Origin of the sequence: Solibacillus sp. FSL K6-1126, assembly GCF_038003445.1 — a bacterium.
Classification (GTDB): Bacteria; Bacillota; Bacilli; order Bacillales_A; family Planococcaceae; genus Solibacillus; species Solibacillus silvestris.
In genome coordinates, this window is sequence record NZ_JBBOPD010000001.1 from 468,574 (window position 1) to 483,877 (window position 15,304).

14 protein-coding genes and 1 riboswitch are annotated in these 15,304 nt (G+C 39.6%); of the genes, 9 read left to right on the forward strand and 5 right to left on the reverse strand.

Going from position 1 to position 15,304, the window contains the following annotated elements; translation table 11 throughout:
- Positions 1–128: 128 nt before the first annotated feature.
- Both MHH44_RS02280 and MHH44_RS02285 read left to right on the forward strand, forming a co-directional pair.
- A complete protein-coding gene (locus tag MHH44_RS02280; protein WP_340797675.1) occupies positions 129–266 on the forward strand; it encodes a hypothetical protein in 138 nt (45 codons plus the stop codon).
- A 148-nt stretch (positions 267–414) separates the two neighbouring features.
- Complete coding sequence (locus MHH44_RS02285) at positions 415–1,527, forward strand: amidohydrolase (protein WP_340797676.1); 1,113 nt, start codon at positions 415–417, stop codon at positions 1,525–1,527.
- Between the two features lie 309 nt (positions 1,528–1,836).
- On the opposite strand, the gene MHH44_RS02290 is transcribed toward MHH44_RS02285, so the two are convergent.
- A complete protein-coding gene (locus MHH44_RS02290) occupies positions 1,837–2,544 on the reverse strand; it encodes a Fe-S oxidoreductase (RefSeq protein WP_014824888.1) in 708 nt (235 codons plus the stop codon).
- A gap of 109 nt (positions 2,545–2,653) precedes the next feature.
- Here MHH44_RS02290 and MHH44_RS02295 point away from each other — a divergent pair, with 109 nt between their 5' ends.
- The 4 genes from MHH44_RS02295 to MHH44_RS02310 all read left to right on the forward strand — a co-directional run bounded on the left by MHH44_RS02295 (position 2,654) and on the right by MHH44_RS02310 (position 6,329).
- Complete coding sequence (locus MHH44_RS02295) at positions 2,654–3,082, forward strand: DUF4395 domain-containing protein (protein WP_340799478.1); 429 nt, start codon at positions 2,654–2,656, stop codon at positions 3,080–3,082.
- A gap of 371 nt (positions 3,083–3,453) precedes the next feature.
- Entirely contained in the window at positions 3,454–4,728 is a 1,275-nt protein-coding gene (locus MHH44_RS02300; protein WP_340797677.1) for a polysaccharide deacetylase family protein, read from the forward strand.
- A 26-nt stretch (positions 4,729–4,754) separates the two neighbouring features.
- Positions 4,755–5,249: a sigma-70 family RNA polymerase sigma factor gene (locus tag MHH44_RS02305; protein ID WP_008406246.1), complete on the forward strand. Its 495-nt coding sequence runs from the start codon at positions 4,755–4,757 to the stop codon at positions 5,247–5,249.
- A 3-nt stretch (positions 5,250–5,252) separates the two neighbouring features.
- On the forward strand, positions 5,253–6,329 hold the full coding sequence (locus MHH44_RS02310) for a S26 family signal peptidase (RefSeq protein ID WP_008406247.1): 1,077 nt from the start codon (positions 5,253–5,255) through the stop codon (positions 6,327–6,329).
- A gap of 27 nt (positions 6,330–6,356) precedes the next feature.
- On the opposite strand, the gene MHH44_RS02315 is transcribed toward MHH44_RS02310, so the two are convergent.
- The 3 genes from MHH44_RS02315 to MHH44_RS02325 all read right to left on the reverse strand — a co-directional run bounded on the left by MHH44_RS02315 (position 6,357) and on the right by MHH44_RS02325 (position 9,516).
- Complete coding sequence (locus tag MHH44_RS02315; RefSeq protein ID WP_340797678.1) at positions 6,357–7,322, reverse strand: DMT family transporter; 966 nt, start codon at positions 7,320–7,322, stop codon at positions 6,357–6,359.
- Between the two features lie 97 nt (positions 7,323–7,419).
- Positions 7,420–8,643, reverse strand: coding sequence for a peptidase T (gene pepT, locus MHH44_RS02320; protein ID WP_008406249.1), 1,224 nt, complete (start codon positions 8,641–8,643; stop codon positions 7,420–7,422).
- A gap of 237 nt (positions 8,644–8,880) precedes the next feature.
- Complete coding sequence (locus MHH44_RS02325; protein WP_340797679.1) at positions 8,881–9,516, reverse strand: lysoplasmalogenase; 636 nt, start codon at positions 9,514–9,516, stop codon at positions 8,881–8,883.
- 169 nt (positions 9,517–9,685) lie between these two features.
- On the opposite strand from MHH44_RS02325, the gene MHH44_RS02330 reads away from it, so the two are divergent.
- Positions 9,686–11,365 (forward strand): hypothetical protein, encoded by a 1,680-nt coding sequence (locus tag MHH44_RS02330; RefSeq protein WP_008406252.1) that lies wholly within the window; start codon positions 9,686–9,688, stop codon positions 11,363–11,365.
- Between the two features lie 242 nt (positions 11,366–11,607).
- Here MHH44_RS02330 and nfsA read toward each other — a convergent pair whose 3' ends face one another.
- Positions 11,608–12,342 carry an oxygen-insensitive NADPH nitroreductase gene (gene nfsA, locus MHH44_RS02335; protein WP_008406254.1) on the reverse strand — a complete coding sequence of 245 codons (735 nt, stop codon included), beginning with the start codon at positions 12,340–12,342 and terminating at the stop codon, positions 11,608–11,610.
- A 246-nt stretch (positions 12,343–12,588) separates the two neighbouring features.
- Positions 12,589–12,703, forward strand: a riboswitch (SAM riboswitch).
- A gap of 116 nt (positions 12,704–12,819) precedes the next feature.
- Here nfsA and MHH44_RS02340 point away from each other — a divergent pair.
- A complete protein-coding gene (locus tag MHH44_RS02340; protein WP_340797680.1) occupies positions 12,820–14,124 on the forward strand; it encodes an O-acetylhomoserine aminocarboxypropyltransferase/cysteine synthase family protein in 1,305 nt (434 codons plus the stop codon).
- 189 nt (positions 14,125–14,313) lie between these two features.
- Positions 14,314–14,712: a hypothetical protein gene (locus MHH44_RS02345; protein ID WP_340797681.1), complete on the forward strand. Its 399-nt coding sequence runs from the start codon at positions 14,314–14,316 to the stop codon at positions 14,710–14,712.
- The last annotated feature ends 592 nt before the right edge of the window (positions 14,713–15,304 follow it).

Here is a 15,304-nt window from a genome sequence, read left to right on the forward strand (position 1 = left end):
TTTATCTCGAAAATAGATAGATTTAATACTTTTTATGCATTAAGTGCATTTATTTGTTGATTTTCTTGAAAATCCATTATATTATTTAAATTAATTAAAAATTCAAATAATTAAAGGGGAGAAATGATATGTCAACACTTTTAAAGTCGACGTTTGAAACATACTTATTTGACGAAGAGATGGAATTTGAATTAGCTGAGCAGCAAGAGGTAACGGAAAGTGAAGAACGCACTCAATATCCGCAAGGGTTTTTCTCAAGCTTATAAAGGAGTTTTTAAAATGAATTTAAAAATATTACGGCGTCTATCCAGCGAAACTGTTTGGATAGATGTCGTTTTTTTAGGCACTAATAATGTAGTATGCGAAAATTGTACTGTATAATAGAAGTACTAAATAATATTCGAGGTGCGTTTCATGTTAGCGGTTAATTCTACGGAACAAATGATTTTTGATTGGTTTCAATATTTCCATGCAAACCCTGAAGTAAGCTGGAAAGAGATAAAAACAACAGCAAAATTAGCAGAAATTTTAGATGATATGGGCGTAAGCTATAAAAAATTTAACGATGTGACTGGCCTTGTCGCGGAAATCGGAAAAGGCGAAGAAACAATTGCGGTTCGCGCGGATATTGATGCACTATGGCAGGAAGTGGATGGCGTTATGCAGGCAAATCACTCTTGTGGACATGATGCAAATATATCGATTGTTTTAGGTGCGCTCTATGCATTAAAGAATGAACCTTTGAAAAAGAAAATCCGATTTATTTTTCAACCGGCTGAAGAAACAGGTGGCGGGGCATTGGCGATGATTGACCGCGGAGTAATGGAAGATGTTACCCATTTATTCGGTGTTCATTTACGTCCGATGGAAGAGCTGCCATTAGGGAAAGTTTCACCTGCAATCTATCATGGTGCTGCAGCATTCTTAACTGGGACAATTACTGGCATTGATGCACATGGCGCTCGTCCGCATCAGGGGAAAAATGCGATTGATGTCGTCGTAGCGATTCAGCAGATGCTGAAAAATATTCATGTTGATCCATTTGAAGTCTACTCTGCGAAGATAACGAAAATTGTAGCAGATGGCGGTAGTGTCAATATTATTCCAGGTAATGCGACCTTCTCGATCGACGTGCGTGCACAGAAAAATGAAGTATTGGCGCAAGTACAGCAGGAAGTTGATAAAGGCTTGAAACAAATTGCGGAGATGTTCGATACTGGGGTGGCATGGGATTGGATGGATGTTACACCAGGTGCGGAAGTATCATCGGAAGCGGCTGCAATTGCAGAACGCTCGATTGTTGAAGCACTTGGAGAGCAAAGTTTAGCACCGGCAGTAATGACACCGGGAAGCGATGACTTCCATTTCTATACGATCAAAAATACTGAGTTGAAGGCAACGATGATCGGCGTTGGCGCAGATCTTGGTCCTGGACTCCATCATCCGAAAATGACCTTTGATGCAAAGGCATTGCTTGATGGCGCCAAAGTAATAGCAACAACATTGAAAAACAGTGCAATGAAATAAGAAAGTGGAGCGATGCTATGAAGTATATAGCATCGTTTTTGTTTTGCGCTTGAGTGGTTGCCGCGATATTAGAAAAGTTGAACCGGATATTAGACAAACGGAGATACTTATTAGAAAATCGGATACCTATATTTGAACATCTCGGCCCTTTTTTAGAACATCGGCTTACTTTATTAGAACATCAGGGGTTTATTAGAATTTTTCAAGCGATATTAGAAAAAGTAAGCGATATATTAGAAAACGTGCCCCCAGCAATCCGGTCCAAATAAAAAAGTGCCGCGATTACTAAACGGCACTTAAAACAAAACCTTATTTCATCGGGCAAAATCCGCAAGCCATTAAGCCAGGGATGTCTTTTGAAAAACAGCAGCTTTTGCGGACAGGCTGATTGATGAGAGCGGAAGGGCTTTTTCCGCCTGTATAATTTAAAAACAGCGATTTGTCCGAGAAGTAGCGCCAAACATTTTTATCTTCAAGCATGTCCAAGTCCTCGAAAGCGCGGTCAGCCAATGCCGGATTTTCGAGTAATGTATGGAAGTGCCAAAGCATGTATCCGAAAATATTTTCCCATAAAGTAAGCGGCGAAATGGACGTTGTTTTACGCAACTGGCCAATGACGACCGATGTCTTGTATAAAATGTCCGTCATCACTCGTTCGCGCTCATCATCTTCCACATAGCGGAAATCATTTGGATTTATATACATCCCGAGTGTATGAATGCCGAACTCCTGTACAATAGCAAAGCGCAGATCTTCAGGCTTGCCGTCCCAAACTTCATCATACGTAGTCAGCATATAAAACTGCATTGCGACAAACATGCCGTAGCGACGTCCGAAGTGGGAAATGGCTGCAGCTTCTGTAGCAGCATTTGTAATGCCCATCATTAAATTGCGGAAATCCGTCAAATAGAAGTCTTTATGTAGATTCGCCAATGTAAATAATGGACGGTCAGGTTCTTCGGTAAAAATACTATAGGAATTTAATTGTCGTACTTGATCATAAGAAAGTGCAGGCATACATATCACCTTTTCTAAAAAAATATTTATATTTACTATACCATTTCTCTTCCCAAACGAGGTGAAAAACGCTAAAATGAATAAAACAGATAAGAAAGGTTGGTTTTTAATGACGAAACCGATTTCTATACCAAGACCATTAGTTCGTGTAAATCAGTGGGTAATATTTTTATCAGTCGTTATCACATGGGTGTCAGGACAATTCTGGATTTTGGGCATTCCGTTAATTGCAAATTTACTTGGGATTTTCACCGGGTTTAATCCAATTATGCGCTTTGCAAAATTGTTTTTAACGAAAGATGTTAAGTCATATATTCCTGAAGAGATCGGACAGCAAAAGTTCAATTCAGCGATTGCGAGCCTATGTCTGGCAGGCGGAATAGCAGGGTTTGCTATTAATCTGCCAGTCGTTGCCTATAGCTTTACGATTATGGTGGCAGTTGCATCATTTGTAGCAATTTTAGGCTTTTGTATCGGTTGCTTTATGTTGTTCCAATACAAACAGTACCAATATCGCCGTTCTTTAAAAAATAGTTAAAAAGATTTTTGGAAACGGGTTGACAATGATACTGATAATCATTATCATTATAACTGTAGCAAGAGCTTATTTGTAATACAGTACAAATAAGTCTGAGCTAACAACTTTCCTCCAGGAGTTTGTTAGCTCAGCCATAGCGTTCTAAACCCCCTCATTTAGAATGTAAGTTTGACTGTGTGTCAGACACTGAGTTTTTCACCCTTTATATTTTTCTTCTAGTTTTTCTTCCTTTGTTGGGAGACCCATTGCCCGTGTCGCTTACAGATACGGGTATTTTTGTGTATAAAAAAATTTCTGAAACTTTTTTGAAACTTATTTTGAATTTCTCCGTCTGTACGTTGCTTCAATAAAAAACGTAGGCGGAGGAAATGATGAAAAAGTTAATTGCAGTAGGGTTTATCGCTATATGCGTATTATTCCTGACAATTGAATATAGAGGTTCAAGCGAAAAGATTGAACGAGCGGTTGCAAACGAAAAAGAAAAGGCAGGTAGAGAAAATGGAACCCAAATAGAACAGGCAACACATCTATTTGAAAAAGTTATCGTCCTGAATGAGGAACAACCGATTTATATAAAAGATAATACGCTCACTGAAATTGGAGTGGGACATCCGAATACTTCTTTTGCAATTGTAGGTGAAGATGAGCTTTATTATGAACTACGATTCGGAAAAATTTCAGCCTTCATAAAAAAAGGTAGTGCCACTGTAGAAAAGCGATCGCTTCAGACGTTAGTAAATACAGAAATAACAAACTCAATCAAAACGACAGAACAAACAAAAGTATATGAAGAAAAAAATCTTACGAGCAGTGTGTTGCTGCAGCTTTCACAAGGGTTTCGCTACCCGATAGTGGGGGAGGTTGATGAGTGGTTTGTCATCAAAGTAGGAGAACGTGCCGGTTATATACATAAATCATCAATTGAAATAGATGAAGGGATTCCAGTTTTAGTGTATCATCATATTTTACCGAAAGAAGATATGGTGACAAATGCGAGTACGGTTTCAGTGCAATCATTTGAACAGCAAATGGCCTTTTTAGCTGAAGAGCAATTTACAACAATTTCGACAACACAGCTTTATGATTATTTGGAAGGTCGCCAAATTTTACCGATTAATTCGGTTCTCCTTACATTTGATGATGGTTTATTATCGACGAAGGTCTATGCGTATCCAATTTTAAAGGAACATGGATTTTCAGCGGTACAGCATATTATATCTTCCCGTACAGGACGTTTTGAAGGTGAACAAGTATTTGATAGCAAAGGACCGCTCCAATTTTTCACAGCCGAAGAGATGCAGCAAATGACGGATGTGTTTCAGTACGAAGCGCACACACATAACTTGCATCAATTCAGCAATGGAGCAGGGATTGCATTAGAGATGTCTTCTGCCGACATTGCGATGGATTTGCAGCAAAATGTTAACATGCTGAAGAATGCGACTTCTTTAGCGTATCCATTCGGTCATTACGATGAAGATATGATCGCAGCGATGAAGGAAGTAGGACTGTTAATCGGATTTACGACAAATGAAGGTTATGCTAATATGCAGCAATCAAACTATGAGGTCAATCGATTCGGCATAACTGAAAATAAAACTTTTGAACAGTTCACGTCCTATGTAAAGGGGGTGAACTGGTCTTAGAAATATAAGAAGGTGTTAATCGTTACATGAGAGAATTTGATGCAATTGTTGATGAGCACACGCGTTATTTAGTACGCATCGCTTATTTGTACGTTAAAAATTGGGCTACCGCCGAGGACATCGTACAGGAAGTATTTGTAACATACTTTCAGAAGAGCGACCAGTTTCGCAATGAGGCGTCATTGAAAACGTATTTAACAAAAATGACAGCAAATCGTGCAAAAGATTATTTACGCTCATGGAAGCATAAAAAGGATGTCGTTTTTGAGACGATTTTTGCTCAAACAAAAGGTACGGACGAAGAAGTTATACAAAAAGAGCATCTTGCATCACTTGAACAGAAGTTATTCCAGCTACCACTGAAATATCGTGAGCCGCTCATTTTATTTTATTATGACGAACAGTCCATTGCCGATATTGCACAGTATTTACAGCTGAATGAAAATACGGTAAAAACACGTTTACGTCGAGCAAAGCAACAATTGAAAGAGTTTTTTAGCGAAGAGGGATTGGAGGAATGATGCATGGATCCATTTAAAAAACAACTGGATGAAATGATGGGTGATACACGCTTGCAGGAAAGTCGTATTAAGCAGCGTGTGAAATCCGAATTGACTCCGACCCCCCGAAAACAGAAACGTTCATGGCATGTTCAATTAGTGACGGCAGCTGTTGCAGCAGTTGCGGTATTCCTATTTATGACGGCCGTTCCTTTTACGCAAAATTCGGGAAATGAAGGACGGGGTGCTCCTTATGATCCGCTTGATGATTTAGCGGAAATTGCTACTCTTCAAAAAAAGAAGCAATTATCAACAATCGATTATGATTCCTTTGCACAGCTACCAGTGCTGGAACAATTATCGGATTTACAGTATGTAGATAAAGAAACCTTTACACTTGCAGGGAAAAAGGGACTTTACCATACAGTGATAGAACGTCAGGAAAATTTATTTGATGAAGCTGTATATGAAGCAGGCGATGTTGTACGAACGATGACAAATACGAGCAGTCATTTACCAATTTACGAAAACGCCTATTATGAAGTAGTCGCTGTACCAGGAGACCGTGTCGTTTTGCAGGACGGCAAGCTAACGGTAAATGGGAAGCCTGTAAGATCGGAATTAAAAGAATTGTATGAGGAAAACGGCAATACGATTGCAGGAGGCTACGATCAATTATTAAATGCGCGTGAATACTTTTTGGTGAATCATTTCCCGGCAGAAAATACAATGCAGGCGGGAACAATTACCGCTGTGCATAAAATTTACGGGGAAGTCGTAGCATTGGCAGAGCAAAGTACAACAGCATCAATTTATTTTGGTTTAGAAAACGACTATTCACCAGAACAATATTTTGATCTTTATTTGTATGATCAGATTTTTGGAGATGGGTCAATTAGTGAAAGGTTAACTGCTAGTGACATTCCATTTCCGCATTCGAACCGTTTAGGTGAACTGTTTTTGGAAGCATCTTACCGAAATGTTACGTATTTATCCGAATCGGAAGTGGAAATACGCTACCAGTATGACCGTGAATCTGTTGGGGAATATGTATTCAAAATGTATAAAGATCCGACCGGCATTTGGCAGTGGGGAATGTAGGGAAAAGGGGTAGTGACAAAGATGTCGCTACCCTTTTTCATTTGCTGTTTGTAATCTTTTATTCATAAGTACTGTGTGATAGCTATGTAGCAGCATGCCGATAATGATGACCACCAGTCCGATTAAAGCAATTGGCTGCGGGAGTGGTACACTTAGTAAAATCATTTCACCGACCATCGCAAAAAGAACTTCTGTCGATTGTGTTGCTTCAACTGCTGCCAGTTTTCCTTGGTCATGGCGTACACGGTCTGTAGCGATAAAGAATAGTATCGTGGCAATGACGCCCGAAGAAACAGCAACGAGCAGTGATTGATACACTTGGCTCGCGGATGGAAGGCCAACAGTAAACAATGCATAGATTGCAAGCAAGATCCATGCAGGCAAGGAAGCGATTGTCATCCCTAGAACCCGTTGAAACGGATCCACTCTACCACCGCAAAGTTCCATCATTTTCCGGTTGCCGAGAGGGTAGGCAAATGCCGCAACGACAACGGGCAGTATACCGAGGAGCAGGCTATCTATTGAAACCGATTGTGCTTGCGGAATTTGGATAAGCAAAATCCCGAATAGAATAATGCCTGAGATGCCGAGTGAAATAAGCGGGATTTTTGCCCTGATGTTTTTTCCAGCAATGGTCGTAATGAAAAGAGGGGCAAGCAATACACCTGCTACAATCGTAAATTGCCATGTACCTGATACGAGCCAGCCTGGACCGAATGCCGCGGCAAATGTAAGCGGCGCATAAAATAATACAAACCCGACAAAGCTCCAAATGAGCCACGCACCTGGATGTTCTTTCATTTCACTCGATAAAATACGAAATCCGACTTTTCCCCGAATCGCGACAATGGCAATAAGAAAAGGAAGCATGAAGAAATAGCGGAGCGAAGAACTCCATAGCCAGCTGCCGCCTTCCAATTCCATTGAATGATTCAATACAAATGTAACCGCAAAAAATAAAGCCGCTAAAATGCCAATCAGTATTTCCTTCATAACACACCTCGCTTAATTGTATTGAATTTTCTGTCTATTAAGTATACAAAAAAATGAAGCGAAAGTAATCGCTCCATTCGAAATTTTCCATTTTGTATTAACGTTTTTCAAATAACTGAACGATTTCAATAATGACTTCCGTCGCTTTTTCCATTGTTTCAGCTGATACAAATTCATATTTGCCGTGCATATTTTCGCCGCCTGCAAATATATTCGGTGTTGGCAAGCCCATGTATGAAAGCTGGGAACCATCAGTACCGCCGCGAATTGGCTCAACAATCGGTGTGATATTAAACTTAGAAAACGCTTCTTTTACAATATCGACGATTTCCATAACAGGCTCGATTTTTTCGCCCATATTATAGTATTGATCCTCAATCGCTACTGTAATTGCTTCCTCACCGTATTTCTCCTGTAACTCTTTGCCGACCTTTGCCATATACGCTTTTTTCTCTTCGAATTTAGCGCGGTCATGGTCACGGATAATGTAAGACATTGTTGTTTCTTCAATGCCGCCGTTGAAATGCATTAAGTGGATAAAGCCTTCATAGCCGTCCGTTTTTTCAGGAACTGCATCTTTAGGCATTTCGTTTTGGAATTCAATCGCCATTGTAATCGAGTTCACCATTTTATTTTTCGCCGAACCCGGGTGGATATTCGTACCGCGTGTCGTTACTTTTACGCCAGCTGCATTAAAGCTTTCAAATTGTAATTCACCAAGCGGACCTCCATCCATCGTATATGCATAATCCGCACCGAATTTTTCGACGTCAAATTTGTGTGGACCGCGCCCAATCTCTTCGTCCGGTGTAAATGCTACACGGATTTTCCCGTGCTTGATTTCCGGATTTTTCACTAAGTATTCCATCGCAGTCATAATTTCAGCGATGCCGGCTTTGTCATCCGCACCAAGCAATGTATTGCCATCTGTTGTGATTAACGTTTGGCCAACATAGTTCTTTAAGTTCGGGAAGTAGTCCGGTGCCATTACTAACCCATTATTTAATGTAATCGCTTCACCGTCATAGTTATCGATGCGCTGAGGCTGTACATTTGTTCCTGTGTAATCCGATGTTGTATCAACATGCGCTAAAAAGCCGAGTGTCGGTACGTCTTTGTCTGTATTCGATTCAAGTGTTGCAAAAAGGTAGCCGTTTTCGTCAAGTGTAATGTCTGTTAAACCGATTGCTGCCAATTCATCTTTTAATACATGTAATAAATCGAATTGCTTCATTGTAGAAGGGGTTGTGTCAGAGTTGAAATCTGATTGTGTATCAATTTTTGCATAGCGTACTAAACGTTCAATTACTTTCTCTTTCATCCGAAAAAGACCTCCTAAATACTTATTGCTTTCATTCTACACTTTTTATTTCGGAATTTGAACTAATTATCTTCATTCAGCGGCTACTTAAGTACCCGCTGAATGAAGATAAGCCTCTGGCAGATGTCACAGATTTTTTAAATGAATAATGAAGTCAGCCTAAATACGTCACATCGTGTGACAACGGCTGACTGACCCACATCCTGTGGGTCTAAAAAATCTGGACACGATTACGCTTTAGCGTAATCGATCATAATCAATTATGCTGAGCATGAGGAAAAACTGTGCGCCGTAATACGTAAACATAATCAAGATATGGGAATAGGCAACATCAAACATAAAACGGTTAATAGCCAAAACCGAATCCGACATGATAAAGAGGGTGGCGCCGATGACAGCAAACTTACTGCCTGTTCGGAACGATGTCCATCCCATCGTTAAAATTACTAAAATATAAGCAGTCACTGCAATGGCGAGTACAGCATCTCCTTTTTGAAGAAGACTTCCTGCAATCCAGAACATCATAACCGCACCATATAAAGCTAAAAAAACCTTTACGTACAGTGGTGTATTCTGCTGATTTGTAGAGCGGAAAGCAAAAATATAGAAAATATGACCGACCAGAAAAAAGCTCAGTCCAATAATGAACCACTGCAATGTATAGTCGCCAACCGCACAGAAAATTAAACCAATAGAGATCAGCCAGTAATATGGTGATTTCACATGTACTTTCGTTAAAAATGCGAGCACTATAAGGAAAATCATTGGCAAAAGCTTAAAGACCATTTTTAATGAACTATCGATCGTTTCAAAAAAGAACACATAGTACAAGCCAAGCCCGAAGAAAAGTAAAATCAGAACTTTACGTGCCATCTATTAACCCCCAAGTAAAAATATTTATATAAAATTACTGTAAAACCAAACTATCATTTTATAAAAATGCAATATATGCTCTATTATGCCAGAAATTATGCAGTTTTACTTGTTTATGAATCTTTTTGGGAGGTTATTCGTACATAGTAAGTAAGAGAGGGTGATTGTTATGGGACAATTATTGCTAATAACGGCAATTGGATCACTTTTGATCACATTATTATTAATGCCGTTATCAAAGAAAGTTCGCAATAAGGAGCTTTCATCAAAAACATTTACGAGCTTATTCATTACGACATTTATTGTAAGCTTTATATCAGTATTCTTAACAGTATATATTTCAAAAATCGATCTAAGCTGGACGATTTTTTTATACGTAATACCTGTTGTAGCCATTATTGGGGCAATATTTGCTGTTGGTAAGGAGCAAAAAATTAAATCAGCCATCGTGCTTGTCGGCATTATTGGGATCGGCTATTTAGTAAGTGCACCATTTTTAAATGCAAATGAAAAATTCAAATCTTCAGAGATGAAAGAAAAAACGGAAATTTCGTCGTTTGATGAGACGAAAACACCGGCAAGTGTACCGCCAAAATTTGTTAAAAACAAAATGAAAAAGGCGTTTGGACAGGTGCCAAACACGAGCTATTATGAATTAGGAAACCTGCAAATTCAAAAAGTAAATGATCAGTATGTTTACATTGCACCTGTAGAGTTTTCAGGATTCTTTAAATGGTTCAACGGAAAAACAACACCTGGTTATTTCACGATGAGTGCTACAGACTCAAGCGATAATCCAAAGTTTGTGAAGGCTGAAATGAGCTATGTTCCATCTGCTTATTTAAATAAAAACCTGGAGCGTCATATTCGTCTTCAAAATCCATCATTAATTTTCTACGGAGATCCGCAGCTTGAAATTGATGAGGATGGTAAACCGTATTACATCCGTTCTTACGGGGAATTTATTTCGGCACGTAACGGCTTTGATGTAAAAGGGGTTGTACTTGTTGATGCAGAGACGGGTGCAACAGAGAAAATCGCGATTGCAGATGTACCGGCATTTATCGATGGTGCGGTATCACCGGAAGCGGTAAGTTTGCAAAATAGTTATTACGGTAACTATGTGCACGGGTTCTGGAACAGTCTAGTCGGTAAAAAGGATGTTAAGTTGCCGAGCGATGAAGGTACGGAAGCAAATGTAAGCCCAATCTTTATGGAAGATGGGGAAATGTATTATTTCACTGATTTTACAAGTCCGAAAGAGGGCGTTGACTCGATGCTTGGTTATGCATTAACACATGCACGTACCGGTGAAGCGACGTACTATACCGGAAATCTGGAAGAGTCTTATATGGATTCCCAAGGGGCTCTTGAAATTATCGAGAAAAAGTTCATCGAAAAAGAATGGGAAGGTGAAATGCCGATCCTTTACAACTTCTACGGTGAAGCGAGTTGGCTGTCAGCTGTACTCGATGCGAACGGATTCCTGCAAAATTACTTTATCGTGTCAGCAGCAAATCCTGAAATTTCGGCGTATGGTACAACACCAAATGAAGCGTTAAGACTTTATAAAACAGCGCTAAGTCGTGGCGGAAGTACGGTAGACGGTACTTCAAATGCTGAAGAAGCAAAGGCGACGGTAAAAGTTGTGCGTGTTTATAAAGAGCGTGTAGGTGATTTCACGATCGTATCATTCCTGGCAAATACAGGTGAAAACTTCATTGTTTCTACAGAAGTTGCACCGTTTGCAATTTACTTACAAGAAGGCGATCAGGCGACCATTACGTATGCGAAAACAGGGGAAGATTTCCAGCCTGTGAAAGCATTGCAAATTGAAGGATTGAAATAAATAAAGCAATTTGGGCAGAAGTAGAAGTACCGCTGGATAAGAAGAAAACCCTTATTAAGAAACGGATACTTTGTAAAATTGATTGGAATGTAGGGCGACTCCGGCGGGAACAGCACGACGCCTGAGACTACAGGCTCAGGCCGTGCCCGCGGAAAGCGTCCCGGAATGGAAATCAATTTTTAACGCTCAGCAAAAAATGCTATTTTTCTCATAGAGAAAAATAGCATTTTTGGTTTATAAGCCTACTTCCAAGTGAAACCTTGTGAAGCGAGAAACTCTTTCATATGTGGACGATTTTGTTCTACTAAGTAATCAGCCATTTGCTTCGTCCATGTTGCCGTCTTTTGATTTGAAGATCGGCTGCTGTAATAGTCTTCCATAATGCCATCATACTCATCTAGAAGCGTATCGTATTGATCAAGATCATAGCCATTTTCATGCAATACCGCAGCTACTGGTAAACGTGGTTTTGTTTCATTGCGTTTTGTCGGTGTACCAATCGTCATCGCAAATAGCGGGAAAACATATTCCGGTAAATTGAACAGCTCGCTAATTTCCTTAGGATTTGTACGGGCACCGCCAATATAGCAAATGCCATAACCCATTGATTCTGCTGCAATAACAAAGTTTTGCGCAAATAATGCAACATCTGCTACACCTACAAGCACGTTTTCAGCCGTGTCAGCAGAAATATCGACTCCGTGCTTTTGACCAGCTACCTGCAAACGTTTGAAATCTACGCAAAATAAGAAAGAGGCACCAGCTGTTTTGAATTGGAATTCGTTTTTAGACAGTTCACCCAGTTTAGTTTTCTTTTCTTCATCCGTTACCCAGATAACACTGTATGCCTGCACAAAATGCGAGCTTGCCGCCATTTGTGCTGTTTCGATTAAATCGATGACAGTTTCTTTTGAAATTTCCTCACCTGTATATTTGCGAACAGATGTGTGACTGCGTAATAATTCTTTTGTATTCACGTGAACATCTCCCTTTTATGTAATAAAAATCTTAATGGTATATCCTTCAAGCTTATTTTAGTCAATATTTTAGTTGAAGTCGATTATAAGCGTCTATTCAATTCATAGGGAGGAAATTTTTGCATATCGTTAAATACAGATAAGAGTAATCAGAATAGAAATCTGAAAATTTTAATTTTTTTGTGTTGACATATCGGATTAGTATGTTTTATACTGAGACTCAACGATGGAACACAAATCACATAACTCTTATCAAGAGCGGCGGAGGGAATAGGCCCTGAGATGCCCGGCAACCAGTAAGTGATGAACTGACTAAGGTGCTAAATCCTACAAAATGGACAATCATTTTGAAAGATAAGAGGAGGCAAACTTGCTCATGCGCAACCCTCTTCTTAACTGAAGAGGGTTTTTTTCATTTAAAAAATCCTCCTCAAAAACACCGATTTCACCATCGATTAAATTTTTGGGGGTATTAAAATGACAAATTTAAGACCAGAAACATTATTATTACACGGGGGTCAAAAGCCAGACCCGGAAACAGGAGCAATTGCAGTTCCGGTTTACCGTACAACGGCCTATGCATTTAATGACACAGCTCATGCGCAACGTCTATTTGCATTACAGGAAACAGGCAATATTTATTCAAGAATTATGAACCCGACAGTCGGGGCATTTGAGGAACGGGTTGCTTTATTAGAAGGGGGCACAGCTGCAGTAGGGCTTTCATCTGGCGCAGCAGCAGTAGCATTTTCTATTTTAAACGTAGCCGGTGCAGGGGATGAAATTGTAGCGGCAGGTTCACTTTACGGTGGGACATATAATTTATTCGCGACAACATTGCCTCGCTACGGCATTACAGTAAAATTCGTAGATGAATCAAATCCTGAGAATTTCCAAGCGGCAATCACTGATAAAACGAAGGCAATCTTCGCAGAAATTATCGGAAATCCAAGCTTGAAAGTACTGGATATTGAAGCGGTAGCAAACATCGCTCATGACAATGGTCTTCCTTTATTAATCGACAGCACATTTGCTTCCCCATATGGAAGTAATCCGATTGAATTCGGCGCGGATGTTGTCATTCATTCTGCAACAAAATGGATTGGCGGTCATGGAACGACGATCGGCGGGATTGTCGTTGATGCCGGTAAATTCGACTGGACACAAGGAAGACATCCAGGGTTTACAGAACCCGATACTTCATACCACGGTCTAAGATACGGAATTGACACAGCAGGCGCTGCATTTGCGACAAAGCTTCGTGTTCAACTATTGCGTGATTTTGGTCCAACATTATCTGCTGACGCGGCATTTAATTTCCTGCAAGGACTTGAAACGCTTCATTTGCGTATTGTCCGACACAATGAAAATACACAGAAAGTTGCAGAGTATTTAAGAAACCACCCATTTGTGGAGTACGTGAATTACAACGGCTTTGAAGATTTTGCGACACATGATTTAGCGAAAAAGTATTTGAAAAACGGCTTCGGATCAATCATTACGTTCGGAATTAAAGGCGGACGTGAAGCTGGCCGCCAAGTAATCGATAACGTGGAATTGTTCTCACATGTAGCGAACGTTGGCGATGCCCGTTCATTAATTATTCATCCTGCGAGCACAACACACCAACAGTTATCTGCGGAAGAATTAAAAACTGCCGGCGTATCGGAAGAGCTCATTCGCTTATCGATCGGGTTAGAAGCAGCGGAAGATATTATCGCGGATTTAGAGCAGGCATTAGCGAAAGTTGCAGCGGAAATTGGAGTAGAAACAAACGCATAATGCTTTAAAAAAGGCTTAGCTTTTCCCATTCGAAAAGCTAAGCAATTTTTAGAAAATTAATCCCTACTATTTTTATAAGTTTTATTGACAAATTAAATACCTAGTAATACAATTGGGATAATTATATTACCAACCGGAAAAATTTAAAGTGATGTTGCAGCATCATTGGAAGAAAAGGAGTTGTTCAACATGGGGAAAGTATACAGTGCACAAAACGTTGCAGCCTATATTATTTATGAACTAAATGACGTAAAGGAATTTGTGAACGCTTGTGCGATCCAGCAAATTTTGGCGGATGTGAATACAATGTGGCAGCATGTTTTCGGACACAGTGCTTTCTCAGAACAAGCTCACGATCTTGCCACAGCGGGTTATGTTATAAAAGAAGTTGCCGAGGAATACAAAATTCATGGTACAGCCCATATTTTATCGCCAGCTAGAGAGTGGTTCTTAAAATATGGGGAATTTCAGTTAGTAGAGCGCCCATACGCGGTCCCTGACTTCTCGGCAAAAGAGGAAATCGTCATGACCAAGATTTTAACTGCCTATCGTTTACGGGCATATAATGATATAAACGTGGCAGTATAAAATAATTCCGGAACACTAGCGAGCCCCCTTGCTAGTGTTTTTTTATTTGGTGATTTTTTTACACGGTGTATATGGTTTATTAGAAGTATGAAAACGATTATTAGAAGAAATTTTGGGGATATTAGAAGAAATGTCGATGTTATTAGAATTTGGGTGAATTTGAAGGTTGGGTACGCTTATTTTCCGGGCAGGAAATGGTTGTTGAAACCGGTGTTTGCGATTTATTAGAACAATGATGAGCGATATTAGAAGAAGTGTGAGCGATATTCGCAAATTGAGTGTGGATATTAGCAGATTGCGACCCCATTTTAGAACATTAACCGGTTATATTAGAAGATCGCAATTTTATTAGAACATTTCAAAATATATTAGACGATTTCTGAATATATTAGAACATAACAAAACTCTCTCAACTACTTAGCCCAAAACACAAGTAGTGACTGGAAATATTAACATCATAGTCTCCAAATTAGCTCTTAAAAAATAAAATTTGAATGAATATTGACCGTTTACAGTAAACAAATGTCCTTCTAGGCGAGATTATCCTTGTTTTCATGTATTATATAGGATAGAATTTTCTTTAAGATAAATT